This window comes from Anabaena sp. FACHB-595 (genome assembly GCF_048568275.1).
Taxonomy (GTDB): Bacteria; Cyanobacteriota; Cyanobacteriia; order Cyanobacteriales; family Nostocaceae; genus Trichormus.
On sequence record NZ_CP183473.1, the window covers coordinates 3,051,272 to 3,070,120 of the forward strand.

At 41.7% G+C, this 18,849-nt stretch carries 17 protein-coding genes; 8 read left to right on the plus strand and 9 right to left on the minus strand.

What is annotated here, in order from left to right:
* Positions 1–1,040 precede the first annotated feature (1,040 nt).
* Positions 1,041–2,282 carry a hypothetical protein gene (locus ACN222_RS12765; RefSeq protein WP_010996710.1) on the plus strand — a complete coding sequence of 414 codons (1,242 nt, stop codon included), beginning with the start codon at positions 1,041–1,043 and terminating at the stop codon, positions 2,280–2,282.
* 167 nt (positions 2,283–2,449) lie between these two features.
* On the opposite strand, the gene ACN222_RS12770 is transcribed toward ACN222_RS12765, so the two are convergent.
* The gene (locus ACN222_RS12770) at positions 2,450–3,007 is read right to left on the minus strand and encodes a peroxiredoxin (protein WP_010996712.1); all 558 of its coding nucleotides are present in this window, start codon (positions 3,005–3,007) and stop codon (positions 2,450–2,452) included.
* An 87-nt stretch (positions 3,008–3,094) separates the two neighbouring features.
* The gene (sipA, locus tag ACN222_RS12775; RefSeq protein WP_010996713.1) at positions 3,095–3,337 is read right to left on the minus strand and encodes a regulatory protein SipA; all 243 of its coding nucleotides are present in this window, start codon (positions 3,335–3,337) and stop codon (positions 3,095–3,097) included.
* 289 nt (positions 3,338–3,626) lie between these two features.
* On the opposite strand from sipA, the gene ACN222_RS12780 reads away from it, so the two are divergent.
* The 3 genes from ACN222_RS12780 (at position 3,627) to ACN222_RS12790 (ending at position 6,044) form a co-directional block, all read left to right on the plus strand.
* Positions 3,627–4,088 carry a hypothetical protein gene (locus ACN222_RS12780; protein ID WP_010996714.1) on the plus strand — a complete coding sequence of 154 codons (462 nt, stop codon included), beginning with the start codon at positions 3,627–3,629 and terminating at the stop codon, positions 4,086–4,088.
* Between the two features lie 98 nt (positions 4,089–4,186).
* A complete protein-coding gene (locus ACN222_RS12785) occupies positions 4,187–5,098 on the plus strand; it encodes a hypothetical protein (RefSeq protein ID WP_049942433.1) in 912 nt (303 codons plus the stop codon).
* Positions 5,085–6,044: a hypothetical protein gene (locus tag ACN222_RS12790; protein ID WP_010996716.1), complete on the plus strand. Its 960-nt coding sequence runs from the start codon at positions 5,085–5,087 to the stop codon at positions 6,042–6,044. Before ACN222_RS12785 ends, ACN222_RS12790 begins: the two co-directional genes overlap by 14 nt.
* On the opposite strand, the gene ACN222_RS12795 is transcribed toward ACN222_RS12790, so the two are convergent.
* Positions 6,033–7,250 (minus strand): acetate kinase, encoded by a 1,218-nt coding sequence (locus ACN222_RS12795; protein ID WP_010996717.1) that lies wholly within the window; start codon positions 7,248–7,250, stop codon positions 6,033–6,035. The two genes, ACN222_RS12790 and ACN222_RS12795, sit on opposite strands and share 12 nt — an antisense overlap.
* A gap of 100 nt (positions 7,251–7,350) precedes the next feature.
* On the opposite strand from ACN222_RS12795, the gene ACN222_RS12800 reads away from it, so the two are divergent.
* Both ACN222_RS12800 and ACN222_RS12805 read left to right on the plus strand, forming a co-directional pair.
* On the plus strand, positions 7,351–7,746 hold the full coding sequence (locus ACN222_RS12800) for a hypothetical protein (RefSeq protein ID WP_044521417.1): 396 nt from the start codon (positions 7,351–7,353) through the stop codon (positions 7,744–7,746).
* A 271-nt stretch (positions 7,747–8,017) separates the two neighbouring features.
* Positions 8,018–8,389: a hypothetical protein gene (locus ACN222_RS12805; RefSeq protein ID WP_126987023.1), complete on the plus strand. Its 372-nt coding sequence runs from the start codon at positions 8,018–8,020 to the stop codon at positions 8,387–8,389.
* Between the two features lie 148 nt (positions 8,390–8,537).
* Here ACN222_RS12805 and ACN222_RS12810 read toward each other — a convergent pair whose 3' ends face one another.
* The 5 genes from ACN222_RS12810 to ACN222_RS12830 form a co-directional block, all read right to left on the minus strand.
* On the minus strand, positions 8,538–9,536 hold the full coding sequence (locus ACN222_RS12810) for a transaldolase (RefSeq protein WP_010996719.1): 999 nt from the start codon (positions 9,534–9,536) through the stop codon (positions 8,538–8,540).
* Between the two features lie 274 nt (positions 9,537–9,810).
* On the minus strand, positions 9,811–11,241 hold the full coding sequence (gene pyk / locus ACN222_RS12815) for a pyruvate kinase (protein ID WP_010996720.1): 1,431 nt from the start codon (positions 11,239–11,241) through the stop codon (positions 9,811–9,813).
* 231 nt (positions 11,242–11,472) lie between these two features.
* Positions 11,473–12,504 carry a type I glyceraldehyde-3-phosphate dehydrogenase gene (gene gap, locus ACN222_RS12820; protein WP_010996722.1) on the minus strand — a complete coding sequence of 344 codons (1,032 nt, stop codon included), beginning with the start codon at positions 12,502–12,504 and terminating at the stop codon, positions 11,473–11,475.
* Between the two features lie 206 nt (positions 12,505–12,710).
* On the minus strand, positions 12,711–15,092 hold the full coding sequence (locus ACN222_RS12825) for a phosphoketolase (RefSeq protein WP_010996723.1): 2,382 nt from the start codon (positions 15,090–15,092) through the stop codon (positions 12,711–12,713).
* A gap of 629 nt (positions 15,093–15,721) precedes the next feature.
* Positions 15,722–16,459, minus strand: a complete 738-nt coding sequence (locus ACN222_RS12830) for a 2-phosphosulfolactate phosphatase family protein (RefSeq protein ID WP_010996724.1) — start codon at positions 16,457–16,459, stop codon at positions 15,722–15,724.
* A 464-nt stretch (positions 16,460–16,923) separates the two neighbouring features.
* Here ACN222_RS12830 and ACN222_RS12835 point away from each other — a divergent pair, with 464 nt between their 5' ends.
* A complete protein-coding gene (locus tag ACN222_RS12835) occupies positions 16,924–17,343 on the plus strand; it encodes a BlaI/MecI/CopY family transcriptional regulator (RefSeq protein WP_010996725.1) in 420 nt (139 codons plus the stop codon).
* Positions 17,343–18,188, plus strand: coding sequence for a M56 family metallopeptidase (locus tag ACN222_RS12840; protein ID WP_044521418.1), 846 nt, complete (start codon positions 17,343–17,345; stop codon positions 18,186–18,188). The genes ACN222_RS12835 and ACN222_RS12840 overlap by 1 nt, the downstream gene beginning before the upstream one ends.
* 185 nt (positions 18,189–18,373) lie before the next feature.
* Here ACN222_RS12840 and ACN222_RS12845 read toward each other — a convergent pair whose 3' ends face one another.
* Entirely contained in the window at positions 18,374–18,823 is a 450-nt protein-coding gene (locus ACN222_RS12845) for a BON domain-containing protein (RefSeq protein WP_010996727.1), read from the minus strand.
* Positions 18,824–18,849: the final 26 nt, after the last annotated feature.

Below are 18,849 nucleotides of genomic sequence, written 5' to 3' on the forward strand. Positions count from 1 at the left end.
GATTTCAAGTGTTAGCTGTAATACAATTGACAATATTTTTTTTCTTTTTTAAAGGAATGATAATTTAATTAAATTTTCTGTATATGTATAAAATAATGTATTCAAAAAATTAAATATACTTGAAAAATCTGATTGTAGTGCGTATTTTTTTGAGCATTTACATCTAGACTACGTATAAAGTTTATCTTAGTATTGGCAAAATCTAAGTATGTCCGGGGTTGATAATATCGACGGAGAAAAGATTTTGGTGGACAATAGTCTTACTTGATGGATTGCCACAATCAAGTAAGACTATTGTATCAAAAATTACTAGCAACTCATGTATGCTAGTAATAAAATTGAGGACGGATATTAGTTAACGCTCTTCTATTACTCTCGTTAAATAAAAATTCACAATCCTTGATTGTTAAGGCTTTGATAAATTTATGAGTAGGTTGGGTTGAGGAACGTAGGCGCAGCCTTCTCATAGAGTAACCCAACACGAAAAATCCTTGGTTTTGTTGGGTTTCACTAAAGTTCAACCCAACCTACATTTTTTTCTTTCATCAAAGTCATAAAAGAGTGTTAATACCTTCTTCTCAATTAGCAAATTACAAAAAGAAAAAAGTCTATTCTTAATTTAGAAAAAATTGATTTATTAGATTAGTTCTTGTTTTTATATCAAAAATACACAATACCTTAAATTCAATAATTATGAGGGTTATTAAATCTAAAAGATGCCCTAGGAAATTAGCGTTTGAGGTTCTTATCTTAATTGAAGATATATGTTATGGCGATTCCCAGTTAAGTGAAGTACAGATAATATTTTTAAATGCAGAGGTACGCAGATATTTGTGCCTCAGCAGACTAGGAAACGCTATATGTTTGGCACTTTTTAATAAAGTTTCTTCATATTTTTCTGATTTGGAAACTCTTACACTCCAATACTTGTCTTCATATTGATACTTCACGATCGCCTACGGTGGAATGTAGCCTATAACCGTTTGAGCATTCCCATCCCACTTAGTATATCCTTGTATATCCTTTACTACATTAAATATATGAAATTTAGTAATCTCAGAAATCCCTGTATCTTGATGATATTCAGCTTGAGTTTTTTACAGGCTGCTGAGGCGCAAATTCCTGTAAGTCAAGCATCTCAACTATCTCAGGAAGTAGCAACATTGCGAAAACAGGGGACAAAGGGGTTGCAAGTGTTTCTTAAATCCCATAGCAGTAAACTTAATAACCCCCAAGTCAGAAAAGCTTTAGATGCACTCTGCCAGCAACGAGACTGTTATGCTTCTCGTCTTTACTGGTACACCGACATAGAACAAGCTAAAGCAGCAGCTCAGGCTAGTGGTAAGCCGATTTTATCTTTACGGTTGTTAGGTAGGCTTGATCAGGATTTGAGTTGTGCTAATAGTCGATTCTTCCGTGTTGCATTGTATCCTAATGCAGAAATTTCTCATCTGTTGCAAGACCGTTTTATTTTACACTGGGAATCAGTGCGCCCTGTACCAAAGGTGACAATCGACTTTGGCGATGGTCGGAAACTAGAACGAACGATTACAGGTAACAGCATTCATCATATATTAGATGGGTCTGGTCGTCCCATTGATGCTATACCTGGACTTTACAGCCCTAAAGCTTTTTTGCAACAACTACAACAAGCTGAATTATTATCGCAAGAATATCGACGGATTCCTGTTGCCAATCGTGATGCTTTTTTAAAAAAATATCACAGCGATCGCCTGCAAGCAATCCAAACTCAATGGACAGCAGATTTATCTCAACTAGGAATTAATTCTTTTCCCCGGTTGACACAATCACCAAGTAATACAAGTCAGCCACCAACGGCAGAGTTAGCAGCTTCTTTGGCAGTTTCTAAGATGGCTGTAGAGCGTCCCTTACTCAGGACTATTCAGCCTACTAACAATCGGGAGACGCTGGCAAAAATCACAGATGAGGAATCTTGGAACAAAATCGCTCAACTTTACATAGCTGATACTAAACTAGATCAAAACAGCGTTGCTTTAATACGAGCTAAAACTAAAGCAGCTAATTTACAGAAATTGGTAAAAAACTTTGAGTCAGTAATGGCTTTAGATACAGTTAGAAATGAATATATTCTACACAGCCAAATTCATCAATGGTTTGTGGAAGGTAATCAGACTAGTGATGTGGCAATACTCAATGACAAAGTATATGCTCAACTATTTCTAACTCCTAATTCTGACCCTTGGTTGGGACTTGCCCCTGATGGCATATACAATGCTATTGATAATGATGGAATGCGTTGATAATTCTCTGTTTTTAAGCTAATAAGCCTAGTTTTTGCCGTTATCTTGAGCTAGGCGGATTAGCTTTTGTCTTGCTTTTGATGTAATACCGATACGGTTGCAAACATTAGTGATGAAAGTCCCCTGAGAAAGGGGAGGTTTTAAACACAAATTTTCGGTAACAAAGTTCAAGAAGCTGTGGACTGCAATTTTTCAAGTCGAGCCAAAACTTCTGTACTGTGAACAGACGGGTTAACTTTGACAAAAGTTTCCCGGAGAATACCTTGTGGATCGATGATAAAGCTATGACGCATAGATACATAACCGATCCAAGAACCGTAGGCTTTACTAACTGCACCATCAGTATCAGCCAACAAAGGAAATTTTAGACCCTCGGAATCACAAAATTCAGCATGGGAGTCTATATCATCAGCACTCACACCAATAATCTGGACATTTTTATCTAGATAGGTTGGTAAATCTTGCTGAAAACGACGAGCTTCAATCGTGCAACCCGATGTAAAGTCTTTGGGGTAAAAATACAAGACTACCCATTTACCCCGCAAATCACCAAGAGAAAGTTTACCATCACCTGTATTGGTTGGTAACGTAAAATCGGGTGCAGGTTGGTTGATAGGGGGGAGTTTGCCCCCAAGTGCATAGGCAGTGGGGGGCAAGTTTAACCAGCTAATAACAGCAAAGCAGCTGACAAGCAAAATATGCAGAAAATTGCGTCGGGAAATCATGATGTAAACAAGAATGATATCTTTACACAAGTTTACAATTTTTAGGGGATGGGGGTATAGATATTCCAGTTCACAATCTTTACACCCTTACACATCATGATTTTCTGGAAGCTTATCCACACTTTCGATGTATTGGCTATCGATGAGAAATGCACCTTTAGTAAAGCGGACACCCCAATATCCGCCAGGACGACGGTCAAGTACAATGCCTTCTTCACCAAGTTGAATCACATCAGGGGGGCGTAGCATGGGCATGGGGTCTGCGGTTTTGATATAGGGCGGTAATGCCACTACACGGACTTTACTACCAACGATAAATTCTTCAGACATATGATTTGTAAGAAACGAGAGTCCCAGTATCCAAGATACCGGGATTCTGAAGCCTTCAATATTCTGTTTTATCGGCAATAAATTGACATTACTTCAACTTAAAAATTTTCGCTACACTTTTAAGTTTTAAGTGCTATGTTATACTCCTACCGAGCAAGCATCATCGAATATGTGCTGAACTCATTTGTTAAATTTACTTAACTTTATTCATCAAAAGTTAGTAAAATTTCCAACATCACTTAGAATTAAACCTGATCTGCACTTAAAAATCTTCATCTTTTATAAAATCATGGAAATTACTGTCACTGAAGAATCGGTAAAGAAAAGTAAAATTCTGAAATCAGAAAAGGATGATTTCCAGTCCATAATTACGCATCTTGACTCTAACAACTTAGATGCTAACAGAATTATTGATGCTATTAAGTCAGCGATCGCTGAAGTTGTGGAACTGGAAATCACTACTTGGGTAGCAGAGCCATCAACGCAATTAGAAGAAGAACTAAACAACATCACCGAAATTGCTAAACCAGGAAACCGAATTTACACCAAAATTAATTTGATCAGTGGAGATATAGAAAACGAAGTAGGTAGTCAGTTCTTAGCTAGTGGCCCTTATGCCGAACTACTCAACTTTCATTTAGTTCAAGTGAAAGATAGTCGAGAAATCATGCAGAAGAATATAGAAAGCGTCCAGAAAATATATAAAATTCTGATGGAAATGTATAACTCTCGCAAAACGGTACAACTGTGAAGGGCGTTGTAAGTTTGAGAGTCAATAATTAGCCTCTACTTCTACCTATAGGTATCACTTAATAACAAGATTTGCCAGAATAATAAAGGGTGATTGCTATGCAAAATAAAACTCAAGGAATAGACGCTCTTGAGAATTCAGATGCGCGTGATAGTAGATTTAATAATAAGAAATTAACAAATAGTAATCAAACAAGAGATACTCTTGAGATTAAATGTAGAAATTTATTAGATAAATTTGTATCATCTGTACAAGTATTAGTTGATGATATTACAGCCTTAGAAGTCAATACTATGGTTGTTTCTAATATTACTGGGTCTAAATTTAGTGCATGGGAAGCTTATCAAGAAATTTATTCCATACATGATAAAGATTATTTTAAGGTAAAAGGAATCCCTGATGATAGCCCATTGCGAGAGCGTTATCAACGTCTATTTGCTCAACTTGAAAGAGAGTATTTTTATATAATTATCGAGGATGAAAAACTGCACAATGACAAAGTAGAACAATATCACAAGCGCTTGGCATTGTTAAAAGAAATTAAACAAGGAAATATAGTTGAATCAGACCCTCGATATGTGGAATTAGCCCGCCCTATATTACCTTCTCCCTCTCCTGTTATTGATAGTGGAAATACAGACAATCGTAATGAAAATTGGCAACAAGAATGGCAACAAAATTGCCAAGAAATTCATACGCTTTTGATTAATGATAAATTTGTGCGTACTCTGCGGAAGATTTCTGAATTGAAAGCCGCTCTTGATGGTGGAGATGTGACAAGTACCAAGACTGATACTATTTATGCTCAAACTGTTATGCAGTTAGACGGAGATATTATTACTCGATATCATAAAGACCTGTTCAGTTTACCAGAAGAAACAAAAAACTTAATCCTGCAAGTTCACAATGAAGGTGTAGTTGCAGGTGAAAAACAATGGCATGGAGTGCTAGATTTTATGATTAATTTGGTAAGAAATATGGCAAATTTAGCTGTAAATGGAAGACAATAAAATCCAAACAAATAATCCTGCTGATGCTATAATTGCGATTTCCTTGCAAATTCCCCAAGGCAATATTTTACAGCTTCATGTTGAGCAAAATGATTATAGTTTTTACCTGAATCAGCAAGTCGTAGAACAAATCCAAGAAGCTAGAAACAAGGGTATTTCTATTGAGATTCCACCAAAGCTTTTGCTACCTCTCTGGTACTGCACTTGCTTTAGCCATAATTTTGTACCAACCAGGAAGGAAGAAGATGGGACTAGGATAACTGTCACCAAGTCTTATACTATTTTTTTAATAAATATTCTGCAAGCCTTTTGGAGTAAATCTCTACAAAAGAACACCTCTTTACAACCTGGTTTTACTTTCACCTCTTATTATCAGCAAGAGCAATTACAATCTGTTGATGCTCATAAACAAGAGCGCGTTTTACAAAGTGTTGTCTTATTTCATGGCGATATTTTGCACAAAATTAAGTGGGATTTGCTAAATAACAATTTTGATTGCCAGAAAATTGTTGCGGCTCACTATTGGCTCATAGAACAAATTTTAGGTGCTTTGAGGAGTAAGTTAAATCTGTTAGTTTGGGAAATAGCCGCGATTGTGCCTGCTGGTTTTTTGGCTTATAATTCACATTCAATTAATGGGTTAACATCAGTCATAACTTGGATAGGTGCGACTATCACAATAGCTTTTAGCCGCCCTATATTGGTAAAGATTTTACGAAGATTTACTACTCTTAAAAGCGAAAATTTGGATAATTGGGTTTGGGCTATCGTTTGTAGTGTTTCTGGTATTATTTCTCATGGCGTTGGGGAGTTGAGTAACATTTACTTATTGTTGTTGCTAATTCTTTCGTGGTTGACACCAGAAATTGTCAAACGTACTTTACGTTATATCTGGCCACTACTAGGTAAATTCATGATACGCTCACTCTCCCGCTTACCTTTTTAACAAATGCCAACATTGTTGTGCGATCGCCCAATCTTCTTGAGTATGAATTACTAACACCCGTACTGTAGAATCAGCAGTGGCGATATCTATATCTACTGGTTTGTTTTGGTTCTTTTCTGGGTCAAGTTTTAACCCTAAAAACCCAAAGGCTTCACAAGCTGCTTGGCGAATACCTGCTGATTTTTCCCCTACGCCTGCGGTAAACACCAACACATCCAAACCCCCCAGACTCGCCAACATGGAACCAATCCCAGAACGCAGCCGATGTACGTACATATCCCACGCCAGTTGGGCGCGGTAGTTACCTTGGGTAATGGCTTCTATGACCTGGGGTAAATCGCTGGAAACCCCAGAAATACCGCGTAAGCCGGAAGCTTTATTTAAAACATAGTCCAATCTTTCAGCAGAGTAATCTGATTGTCGCATTAAGTGAACAATGATCCCCGGATCGATGGCACCGGAACGACTACCCATCATCAACCCATCTAAAGGTGTGAAACCCATTGTAGTGTCAATACTGCGACCATTTTTAATTGCTGCCAAAGAGCAACCATTGCCCAGATGGCAGGTAATTATCCGCAGAGATGCCAAATCTCGACCAAGGATTTGAGCCGCACGAGCCGAACAGTATTGGTGACTAATGCCATGAAATCCATAGCGGCGGATACCTTGTTCCACCCATTCAAAAGGGCCGGGATAAATAGCGGCGGCATCGGGTAGAGTGGCATGGAAGCCAGTATCAAACACTGCTACTTGGGGAACATCACCCAAACTTTTTTCGATAGCTTCGATACCTTCCAAGGCGGCAGGATTATGTGCTGGGGCGAGGTTGGATAATTTAGCGATCGCCTGTTTCACTTCTTCAGTAATAATTACACTATGGCGGTAATTTTGCCCACCATGTACCACCCGATGTCCCACCACATCGATTTCGGATAATTGACCGATAACCTTAGTTGCACCGCGACTGAGGGTATAAAGCATATAGGTGACGTGTGCTTGACGGGAATCACCATATATAGACTCATGGAGCGTTTCACCTCTAGCTGTTTTGACCTCAATTTCCGCCACACTTCTGTCTTGAGTCCAGTTAACTTTCCCTTCCCAAAGCGGCTGGGGTGCTTCACTCAGGAGAGCATCATCGGGAATTTCATATAGACAACTCTTTTGGCTGCTTGAACCAGCATTCAAAATTAGTACTTTCATTACATTTACGTGATTCAGGTTTGTGAAGTGTGAGCTATATCATTTCCTAATTTCAGGTATTTATTAAACTTATTACCGATATTTTAGGAAAAGCAAAGACGTGAACCGTTTCCAAAAGCTATCCTCAATCGTGTTCCTGTTATTAGCTTTCATCTATCCGCCTACATTAGTTGAAGCTAAAGAGAATACTCTCAATAATGCTTTGAATGAGCAAACTATTGAAGCAGAAACAAACTTAGTCGAAGGTGAACACAAAGAAACATTAATAGCTCACCGACAATATAGACGGCGTTATCACGGAAGAAGACGGGCTAGACGGCATTACCACAGACGGCGCTATCATAATCGGCATTATTACAGGCATTACTATCGTAATGGACGTTATCGTGGTCGGCATTATCGTAGAGCAAATTATCGCGGTCAATACTATCGTCGTGGAGGATGGGAACTTGTTCGTGACCGTCATGGACGATTAATGTATGATTGGCAGCGTTAATACCTAAAGGGTGTGTAGATAACCAGAAAGCTATGATTTGCGTAGGTTGGGGACGTTATCAACAATCAGTCCCCACCCATCATCAAAGATGGTTTGATTGGTAAGTAATTTAACTGAATTATTCATGATTTATATCTGTGGTATGAGTTGCTTCTCTATTATTTGATGAACTTATAGGTAACAAAAATATCATTCTGAAGATAGAGACATAGGTATTTACTAAAATTCTATGTTTATCACTGGTATAAATTTTTTACTAAAGCTTAACAAAATGAAAAGTGTTACCAAACTATCTTCAATCGCCATATTACTTTGTAGCTTAGTTTATCCCCCCCTGCTCACTGAGGCAAAAGCTACCACTATCAACAATAGTATTGATCAACAAAGTATTGAAACAGATGCAAACCTAATTAGTAATCAAACTGAAGGTTTTTTACTTGCTCAACGTCGGAGTGTGCGTAGAAGATATGTCCGTCCAGTTGTGCGTGGAAGATATACTCGTCCAGTTGTGCGTGGAAGATATACTCGTCCAGTTGTACGTGGAAGATATACTCGTCCAGTTGTACGTGGAAGATATGTCCGTCCAGTTGTGCGTGGAAGATATGTCCGTCCGGTCGTGCGTGGAAGATATATCCGTCGTTAATACCAATTCATCATTAAGAAAGACCGATTTAGTCTAAATTTCTGGGTTTGGATATGTTAAATCCTTTGGGGGAAGAATATCAGGATTCAGGGCTGAAGATTTAGTAGTTAGTGGCTAGTTATTCCACTAACCACTAAGCTACCAAGTACTAGTGACTTGCTACTACTTCTAGACGAGCTAGTCTTTCTGCTAGTAGTGTTTCTAACTCTTCTAGTGCTTTGGTAAAACCTTTGATACCTTCATCTAGTTTGTCATAAGCCATGCGATCGGCAGCGTGCATTTTGTCAAATGTAGCTTTATCGATGGAAATCTTGTCTATATCCAAAGTTGCTGCTTTAGCTGGGTCGAGTTTACGGGGTAGTTCACCAATGGTGGCTTGTAGTTCACCTAATAAACCAGGGGAAATCGTTAGTAAATCGCTACCTGCTAGTTCAGTAATTTCACCAATGTTACGGAAACTAGCTCCCATAACTTCGGTCTTATAGCCAAACTTCTTGTAGTAGTTGTAAATTGTAGTAACTGATAATACACCTGGGTCTTCCGCAGAAGGGTAGCTATCACGTCCGGTTTCTTTTTTGTACCAGTCGAGAATCCGACCAACGAAGGGAGAAATTAAGGTGATACCGGCTTCGGCACAAGCGATCGCCTGATGCAATCCAAACAACAATGTCAAGTTACAATGAATACCCTCTTTTTCCAGAATTTCCGCAGCCTTGATACCTTCCCAAGTAGAGGCAATTTTAATCAAAACCCGTTCTGGGCCAATACCAGCCGCTTTATATTGAGCGATTAATTCCCGTGCTTTGGTGATAGTAGCTTCAGTATCGTAAGACAAGCGGGCATCTACTTCTGTAGAAACGCGACCAGGGATAATTTGTAAAATCTTTAATCCAAAGGATACCGCCAGACGGTCGAAAGCGAGGGAGACAATTTGACCTTTGCTAGCCCCTGCGCCTGCGTCTTTTTTAGCTTGGAGTAAGGTTTGATCAACAATTTCCTGATATTCTGGCATTTTAGCGGCTGCCGTAATCAGAGAGGGATTGGTGGTCGCGTCGCGGGGTGTAAACTTTTCAATTGCTTGAATATCACCTGTATCAGCAACTACTACAGTCATTTCTCGCAATTGTTCTAGTAGATTTTTAGTCATAAAATACTCCATGATTTTAGTTTGTTAAGACTTACTTGCTTGGTTGCTAGATCCCCGACTTCTTGAAGTAGTCGGGAATCTGACCACCGTTAGTTATTGCTTTGGACTAATAAAAAATCCATAACACCTGCGTAAGCCCATTTTGTTTAGGATTTACCCTATCCCCTCTTCTTCACACCCTTTTTGATTCCTTACAATTCTGATTTTGGCAACTTTTCTTAACCATTGCCCAATTTGGCTAAGAAGCAAAAGCCTCAGACTTATTCTAGGAATATTAGGCGGTGATTGGTTGTCCAATAGAATGCACTTTAATTAAACTAGTTGTGCCTGATTTACCAATTGGCACTCCAGAAGTAATAACTACCTTGTCACCGTCATGCACCAAACCCGTTCTCACGGCGGTGTTGATGAGATTCATAAACATTTCTTCCGCATTGTGGACTGGTGGGGTTAATAAAGGTTCCACACCCCAAGAAAGTGCTAACTGATGGTAGGCGGTTTCGTCGGGGGTCAACGCAAAAATGGGTGTAGTCGGACGATATTTCGACACGAGCTTTGCTGTACTCCCTGATGTGGTGTTGCAAAGAATCGCTTTTGCGCCTGTTTCGTAGGCGATACGACAGACCGCTTCAGCTACAGATTCGGTGACACTCAGACCACCTGCTTCATGGGATAAGCAATGTTTACTACCCTCTTGCAAAGACTTTTCTGTAGTCACGGCGATATCGTGCATAACCTGGACGGCGGCGACGGGATATTGTCCTACAGCCGTTTCCCCAGAGAGCATGACGGCATCTGTACCATCGAGAATAGAGTTAGCAACGTCTGTAGCCTCCGCACGGGTGGGATCGGGAGCGCTAATCATCGACTCTAGCATTTGCGTTGCTGTAATCACGGGCTTACCAGCTTGGTTGCAACGGCGAATGATGTCCTTTTGAATCAATGGGACTTCATGGATAGGCATTTCCACACCCAAGTCACCACGAGCAATCATAATCGCATCAGCAACGTCGATGATAGAATCAATTTGCTCAACGGCTTCTGGACGTTCAATTTTGGCGATTACCCGAATAGTTTTCCCCGCCGCTTCAATCATCCGTTGCGCTGGTTCGAGGTCATAAGGCGATCGCACAAAAGACACCGCCACCCAATCTACACTCAAATCGATGCCAAAACGCAAATCCTGCAAGTCCTTTTCGGTGATGGAACTGACAGGTAAACGAGTCGCTGGCAGGTTAACACCCTTACGGGTAGAAAGAAGACCCCCGATTTTGGCAATAGCCCGAATGCGATCGGCATCGCGATCTGTCACAATCAACTTGACACGACCATCATTAATTAAGATTGGTTCCCCAGGTCGTACCATTGCGAACAAGGTCGGCAAAGGTAAAGGCAATTCATCAAGACTACTACCCTTTTCTTGCAAGACAAAAGTCACTTCCTGACCAGCCTCTACCATTAACCCTTCTGGTGGTAAAGTTCCCAAGCGAATCTTCGGCCCGCATAGGTCTTGCATAATCGCCACAGGCTTTTGTCTGTCAGCACTGATTTGCCGCAAATACTGAGCAGTTTGGGCATGGAAGTCATAAGCTCCATGAGAAAAATTCAGCCGTGCTACATTCATCCCAGCTTCTACCAACGCTTCTAAACGTTCTGGTGCAGATGTAGCCGGGCCTACAGTACAGATAATTTTAGTTCGACGCATAGATATTGGGGATAGGGGATAGTGAACAGTGAACAGTTACGACTGACTAACTGTTCTAACTTTTCGCGTCATGTGGAAAAGTTAACGCCAAACCTAACCCCCCAGCCCCCTTCCCTACCAGGGAAGGGGGAGCAATCAAAGCCTCTCTCCTTGCAGGGGAGAGGTTTGGAGAGGGGTTTTCCAGATACAGTGAAAAGTCAGACTAACTGCTCACCGAATAACTGATAACTGTTAAACAGCAGCCAGTTGTTCTTTTTGTACCATTGACAACATCAGGTCAACTACACGATTAGAGTAGCCCCACTCGTTGTCATACCAAGCTACTACCTTGAAGAAGTTGGAGTTTAGCTCGATCCCCGCGCCTGCGTCGAAGATGCTGGAATGAGTATCACCCTGAAAATCTGTGGAAACTACTTCTTCGTCGGTGTAACCAAGAATACCAGCTAGTGAACCTTCAGATGCTTGCTTCATCGCTGCACAAATTTCTTTGTAGCTGGTGGCTTTGGCAGTTTTGAATGTTAAATCTACAACGGAAACATCTGGGGTAGGAACGCGGAAAGCCATACCAGTTAACTTACCTTTCAACTCTGGTAAAACCAACGCCACTGCTTTGGCTGCACCTGTGGAAGAGGGAATAATATTTTGGGCTGCACCTCTACCACCGCGCCAGTCTTTTTTGCTGGGGCCGTCTACCGTGGGTTGGGTAGCAGTCATGGCATGAACTGTGGTCATTAACCCTTCGGTTAAACCAAAGTTGTCGTTGATTACCTTAGCAATGGGTGCTAGGCAGTTAGTGGTACAGCTAGCATTGGAGACAATTAAATCTTTGCTGGGGTCAAATAAATCATGGTTCACCCCAACCAACAGCGTCCGCACTCTATCCGGGTCTTTGGTAGGTGCGGAAATTATGACGCGCCTCGCCCCTGCTTGTAGATGCTTAGATGCGCCCTCAGAATCAGTAAATAATCCAGTCGATTCTACGACGTAATCAGCACCTAATTTTCCCCAAGGTAATTCTGCTGGGTTTCTGACTGATACACAGGGAATAAAATGTCCATCGATAACAATACCATCATCTTTGGTTTCAACCTGGCTTCTTAACCTACCGTGGGTAGAGTCGTACTTTAATAAGTAAGCTAGGTTATCGGGTGGTACGAGGTCGTTAATCCCGACAAACTCAATGTTGGGGTTGTTAATGCCAGCACGAAGCACAAGTCGCCCGATACGACCGAATCCATTGATGCCAACTTTTAATTTCGCCAAAACTAACCTCCTACATTTTTGTCAAATTAATCTGGGCGTTTACCCTAGCTTCAACACTGCAAATAGCCAGGTGAATTTTAGTCTGACTGAGCTGATCGTGACAGCCCCAGACGCTTTAAGCCCAATTACTTGGCATATTTTAAGGTTTTGGTTGCGAGATCCCCGACTTCTTCAAGAAGTCGGGGATCTGAGATCCTCCCTAGTCCCTAATACGGCCATTGCCAGTCACTAATGTCTGGCATATCTTCGCCGTGTTGGGAAATGTAGTGTTTGTGTTCGATGAGCTTGTCTTGTAGTTGTTGCTTGACGTAGGCTGCTTTGTAGCCCAGTTTTGGTACGCGATCAATTACGTCCATGACTAGATGGAAGCGATCGAGGTCGTTCAGCACAACCATATCAAAGGGAGTGGTGGTGGTTCCTTCTTCCTTGTAACCGCGCACATGGAGGTTGTTGTGGTTGGGTTGGCGATAGGTTAGGCGATGGATTAGCCAAGGGTAGCCATGAAAGGCGAAAATAATGGGTTTGTCGGTAGTGAAAATAGTCTCGAAGTCTTTGGGATTTAGACCGTGGGGATGTTCTGTTTTGGGTTGTAGTGTCATCAAATCGACAACATTGACTACCCGTACTTTTAAATCCGGGAAGTGTTGGCGCAAAATGTCTACAGCTGCCAAAGTTTCTAGGGTGGGAACATCTCCGGCGCAAGCCATGACTACATCTGGTTCACTACCTTGGTCGTTGCTAGCCCATTCCCAAATACCAATGCCTTTGGTGCAGTGTTTAACTGCTGCATCCATGTCTAGGAATTGTAATGCTGGCTGTTTACCTGCAACTATGACGTTGACATAGTTACGGCTTCTTAAACAGTGGTCTGTCACCGATAATAAGGTGTTGGCATCGGGGGGAAGATATACCCGAATGATCTCAGATTTTTTGTTAACTACATGATCGATAAATCCGGGGTCTTGGTGAGAGAATCCGTTATGGTCTTGTCGCCAAACGTGGGAGGTCAGTAGGTAGTTGAGGGAAGCCACAGGTCTGCGCCATGAAATGTGGCGGGTGGTTTTCAACCATTTGGCGTGCTGGTTGAACATGGAGTCAATGATATGGATAAAGGCTTCGTAACAGGAGAAGAATCCATGACGACCTGTCAGCAGATATCCTTCTAACCATCCTTGACAGCAGGTTTCACTGAGGATTTCCATCACCCGACCACTGGGATCAAGGTGGTCATCTTCTGGTAGCTTTTGAGCAACCCAAGTTCTATCGGTGACATCTAAGACGGCGTTGATGCGATTTGATGCTGTTTCATCAGGGCCGAAGACACGGAAGTTACGGCTGTCTAGGTTGAGCTTCATCACATCCCGCAGGAATTTGCCTGTGACTTGGGTGGCTTCCGCCATGACTCTACCTGGTTGGGGAACTTCAATGGCGTAGTTTTGAAAATCTGGCATCACCAGGTCACGCAACAGGATACCGCCGTTAGCGTGGGGATTATCTCCCATACGCCGATCGCCTTTTGGTGCTAATTCTGCTAATTCTGGTATGAGTTTGCCGTTAGCATCAAAGAGTTCTTCTGGTTTGTAACTCTTGAGCCATTCTTCTAGTAATTTCAGGTGTTCTGGATTACCTGTAACATTGCCAAAGGGTACTTGGTGCGATCGCCAGTAATCTTCTGTTTTCTTGCCATCTACTTCTTTTGGCCCTGTCCATCCTTTGGGAGTCCTGAGGATAATCATCGGCCACTGGGGACGCTTGCTAAATCCATGTACACGGGCTTCTCTTTGGATACTGTGAATTTCCGCAATCACTGTATCTAAAATAGCTGCCATCTGTTGATGCACAAGGGCGGGATCAGAACCTTCGACAAAATAAGGTTTGTATCCATAGCCGACAAATAAGCTTTCTAACTCTTCGTAGCTTAACCGTGCTAGGACTGTGGGGTTAGCAATTTTATACCCATTGAGGTGGAGAATTGGCAGTACTGCGCCATCACTAGCCGGGTTGAGGAACTTGTTGGAATGCCAACTAGTAGCTAATGCGCCTGTTTCCGCTTCCCCATCACCAACAACAGCCGCCACAATTAAATCAGGATTATCAAAAGCCGCACCAAAGGCATGAACAAGAGCATAACCCAGTTCACCACCCTCATGAATTGAACCAGGGGTTTCCGGTGCTACGTGGCTGGGAATACCACCAGGGAAGGAGAACTGTTTGAAAAGTTTCTGCATCCCGCCAGCATCTTGGGAGATGTTGGGGTAATACTCGCTGTATGTCCCTTCTAGATAAGTATTCGCTACCAGTCCAGGCCCGCCGTGACCAGGGCCGGCGATATAAACCATACTCTGGTCGTATTTCTTGATAATCCGATTGAGATGGACATAAATAAAGTTCAGTCCTGGCGTAGTTCCCCAGTGTCCTAAGAGACGGGGTTTAACGTGTTCTTTGTTGAGTGGTTCTCTTAGTAAGGGATTATCAAGTAGATAAATTTGTCCAACTGACAAATAGTTGGCTGCACGCCAGTAGGCGTTGATTTTATGCAGTTCTTCGTCTGTTAAAGGCTTTATCTGTGGAGGACTTGCTAAAGTCATATCAATCTCCAATTACACAATTATTTTGCCGGATTCGTTAGTATGCCAGTTTAGTGATCTACGGGATGCGATTCATCTTACTTGTGACGAATTTTTCCAGTGGCTAACAGGGACTTTAGGCGTGATTAGCCAATTTTATACATTTGTACCCATCTAAAATAAGGCTAAAGAAATTCTGTTACTGGCTCCCCTGAAAGGTTAACAGACTTCACATTTTAGCGAGTAATTTTTAACATTAATTTTAGGTAATGTTAAGAAAGTCACAACGTAATTCAAAAAACAAATAACTACTATTTGTTTTTCGGTATGACTAAATGGAGCTTTTGAGACAATTGCCAAAAATTGTTAATAAAAAACTCTACCCACAGAGGGATAGAGTTTTTGTTAGTTGTGAGGATTCAGTGGTCGGTGGCACAAAACCTAACAACAGCCCGTCAGGAAAGTATTCAAGCAGAGTAAAGGGAACAGAGAATAGGCAACGGGCCACGCCATAAAAATTGTCAGGGGTGTAAGTATTCCAAGTTACACCCCTGACTCAAACCTTGGTTGTTTCGTTGATCCTGTGACAATCCTAAAAAATGCTAAATCTAAAAAAACAGAAAATTTCTTTAGTTACGGATTTTGCATATTTAGTTTTTAGTTTTAAATACACCTGCTTCTTGCTGAATGGGCAAGACAGTTAAAACATCGGTTTGGGAACAATATTTTAGGTCTTCATAACATTCAAGGCGTAACAAACGTTTGCCGTGACTAGCATGATGGAATAATCCTAATAAATTGTTTTGCCATTGTGAGTAAAGAGCGATCGCACTAATCACTTCGTCATTACCAGCTAATTCCTCAGGGGGTAGCTGGGATTTTTCCACAACACTATGGGCGATCGCCCCAGCACAAGCGGTATCTTCTAAAGAATAACTACCTTCCCAGCCTGAGCCGACAATCCAGACTATTTCTGGTTGTTTTTCTAGAAGATATTGTACTACTGCTGCCCGGTTAATAAAGGCGGCTGTGAGAACAGTGGCAGAGTCTTGTACTCGTTTTAAAGCACGAGTACCATTAGTAGTACTAATAAACAAGCGTCGTCCCTCCACCAGTTCTGGTGTGCAGTCAAGGGGAGAGTTACCCAGTTCAAAACCAGTGACTTTCCCACCACCACGCTCTCCGGCTCGTAGCCGTTTTTGTGGAGGCCATGCTTCACTAACTGCAATGAGTTCATCCAAATCGCTGAAGACTTGCACAGCTTCGCCACCAGCAGAAAGGACTGTGGCAATTGTGCTGGTAGCTCGTAAGACATCGACCGCGATCGCGCAGTCGGGAACCTGATCTTTGGGGGTTAATTCCGGAGTATGGTATACAAATAGCTTCACGCGGGGGATACACCTGCTCTAAATACTACTGTCGAGATTACATTCTAATGGGTGTCATTACCCATCATGACAGCTGAATTGAGCTTATTTTTTATAGTTAGGCAAGAGTATTTGCTATTGTGCAATCTCTATCAAATGACTGTAATCTGAAAAAAGGCCAGGGTCAGCAGGCAGAAGAAGAAATTCTGATTCAGCATTCCCCTTGACCCCTTATCCTCAAAGGGAACCCCACCTTCCCCACTACATTAGGACTTACGCACCCAAGTTGTCTGTTGAGACCTGGTGTAAGGGGGTAAGGGTATAGGGGTGTAAGGGTTTCAAACATTTATACATCTGTACCCTATACCCTTGTCCAAACCCTTGATCTTTCGTTTTCATGCACAAGTCCTATACATAATTATTAAAGAAGGGAATCTCAGCATCTAGTCCAATATCCAAACTCTATAATCCAATGCACAACTGATATGGCTCCTTTACCCGACTATCGTCCTAAACAAATGTCTGTAGGCCCTTTGGAAGCAGAAATTTTAAATATTGTCTGGGAAGTAGGTTCAGCTACCGTCAAAGATGTCCACGATCGCATTCTGGCTGACCCTAACCGCGAATTAGCTTATACTTCCGTGACTACAGTGTTACGTCGCCTCACAGACAAAGGTTGGTTAGCTTGTGATAAAAAAGGGCGGGCATTTTATTGGCGGCCATTACTATCAAAACAACAAGCCCAGGTAATTAAAGCCCACGATCAATTACATAGCTTTCTAGCAGTGGGTAACCCTGATGTAGTGGCAGCTTTTGCTGATAGCCTTGATGAAGCAGCTAGCGAACAAATAGAAGCGATCGCCAAACGTATTCAAGCTGCGCGCCAAGCCAGGGAGGAACAATGATGCACTTGCTGATGATTTTGACAGCTTTGGTGGTTTCGTGGATTTTCAGAAGTTCTTGGACTAACCCCCAAGACAATTGGGATGCACGGTGGCAAAGAACATTGTTTTTCTTTCTGTTTCCACCGTTGTTAATTTTGATGACAGCGATCGCTCTCTTATTTATGGGGCCGCAAGGCAAAATGGGAGGACTATATACAGGTTGGTTCAGCTATGCACTAGCTTTAACTTTTCTGGGAATTTTCTCTTGTTTGTTTGCCACACTAGCTATTCAAGGCTGGCGATCACTACAATCCGCCCGCCACTGCCCTTTAGTTCATCTTGAAGGTAAACAAGTCAGGCTACTCAACACAGCAGCCCTATTTGCTGGACAAATTGGTTTCTGGCAACCCGAACTTGTAGTTAGTCAAGGATTACTACAAACGCTGTCTCCCAACCATGTAGAAAGCGTTCTCGCCCACGAACAAGGACATTTTTATTATCGGGACACCTTTTGGTTTTTCTGGCTGGGTTGGGTGCGTTCTTGCACTGCTTGGCTACCAAATACAGATGCTTTGTGGCAAGAACTTTTAGTTTTGCGCGAACTTCGTGCCGATAGTTACGCCGCATCCCAAGTTGATCCCCTGTTACTAGCAGAATCACTGTTATTAGTGGTTAGTAATGGTTCTGTATTTTCACAATCAGAAATTTGCTGTGCAGCTTTGGGTGATAGTGTAGGCGATCGATTGGAACAAAGAATAGAAGCCTTATTAGCACCACCAAATCACACCCCAGAAGCCAAATTCCCATCTTGGCATGGTTTTATTTTGGCGCTGCTGCCCTTACTAACTGTCATATTTCACACTTGAACAAAAATGTGGAGCGCAGCGTCAGCATTCAACTAAGGCTTTGTGATCCATTTTCATTAAAAAATAACCAAAATGTAGGGTGCGTCAGTGCGAGAAAACTTAGCTGTACCAAGAAATTATTTATACTGACACACCCTACTAACCGTCAAATTGGAATAGTTTATTTGTTGGTGTTCCCTAATTACCTAAGACCTGTTGCTAGGCTCAACTTTAGCTTCTACTTTTACAGTCTTAACGCCTTTTACTTCTTTGACCAATTTTTCAGCCTTTTCTAGTTCTTGCTGAGAACTTGCTATACCTTTGATGGTAATTTCACCTTGTTGATTTTCTACTACAAGCTTATTACCTGGGATACCTACCTGTAATTTATTGCTAACTAAGGCTTTTATATCTCCTTCAGTTTTTGTGGCTACGGTTTTATTTGTTCCCGTTTTATCTTTGGTATTGCTATTAATTACGGAAATTGGGGTTTCTTTGACAGTAGATTTGATGATTTTACCTGTGGTTTTTGTCGTTTCAGATGCCTGTTTTGCAGGTACTTGATTAGCTCCACTGGTGTTTGTGGGAGCTTCTTGGCAGCCAAAATTACCAACTAATAGAAAGCCGGTCACTAATAGGGAAAACACTTTTTTCATTTTTGTCTCCAAATGGAATAATTGAA

What these genes read in the sequence shown, in the direction of transcription:
- ACN222_RS12805 (WP_126987023.1), top strand. Translation starts at nt 8,018, where the DNA reads ATGAAAAGTGTTACCAAACTATCTTCAATCGCCATATTACTTTGTAGC.
- ACN222_RS12765 (WP_010996710.1), top strand. Translation starts at nt 1,041, where the DNA reads ATGAAATTTAGTAATCTCAGAAATCCCTGTATCTTGATGATATTCAGC.
- ACN222_RS12835 (WP_010996725.1), top strand. Translation starts at nt 16,924, where the DNA reads ATGGCTCCTTTACCCGACTATCGTCCTAAACAAATGTCTGTAGGCCCT.
- ACN222_RS12825 (WP_010996723.1), bottom strand. Translation starts at nt 15,092, where the DNA reads ATGACTTTAGCAAGTCCTCCACAGATAAAGCCTTTAACAGACGAAGAA.
- ACN222_RS12770 (WP_010996712.1), bottom strand. Translation starts at nt 3,007, where the DNA reads ATGATTTCCCGACGCAATTTTCTGCATATTTTGCTTGTCAGCTGCTTT.
- sipA (WP_010996713.1), bottom strand. Translation starts at nt 3,337, where the DNA reads ATGTCTGAAGAATTTATCGTTGGTAGTAAAGTCCGTGTAGTGGCATTA.
- ACN222_RS12785 (WP_049942433.1), top strand. Translation starts at nt 4,187, where the DNA reads ATGCAAAATAAAACTCAAGGAATAGACGCTCTTGAGAATTCAGATGCG.
- ACN222_RS12810 (WP_010996719.1), bottom strand. Translation starts at nt 9,536, where the DNA reads ATGACTAAAAATCTACTAGAACAATTGCGAGAAATGACTGTAGTAGTT.
- ACN222_RS12845 (WP_010996727.1), bottom strand. Translation starts at nt 18,823, where the DNA reads ATGAAAAAAGTGTTTTCCCTATTAGTGACCGGCTTTCTATTAGTTGGT.
- ACN222_RS12780 (WP_010996714.1), top strand. Translation starts at nt 3,627, where the DNA reads ATGGAAATTACTGTCACTGAAGAATCGGTAAAGAAAAGTAAAATTCTG.
- pyk (WP_010996720.1), bottom strand. Translation starts at nt 11,241, where the DNA reads ATGCGTCGAACTAAAATTATCTGTACTGTAGGCCCGGCTACATCTGCA.
- ACN222_RS12795 (WP_010996717.1), bottom strand. Translation starts at nt 7,250, where the DNA reads ATGAAAGTACTAATTTTGAATGCTGGTTCAAGCAGCCAAAAGAGTTGT.
- ACN222_RS12840 (WP_044521418.1), top strand. Translation starts at nt 17,343, where the DNA reads ATGCACTTGCTGATGATTTTGACAGCTTTGGTGGTTTCGTGGATTTTC.
- ACN222_RS12790 (WP_010996716.1), top strand. Translation starts at nt 5,085, where the DNA reads ATGGAAGACAATAAAATCCAAACAAATAATCCTGCTGATGCTATAATT.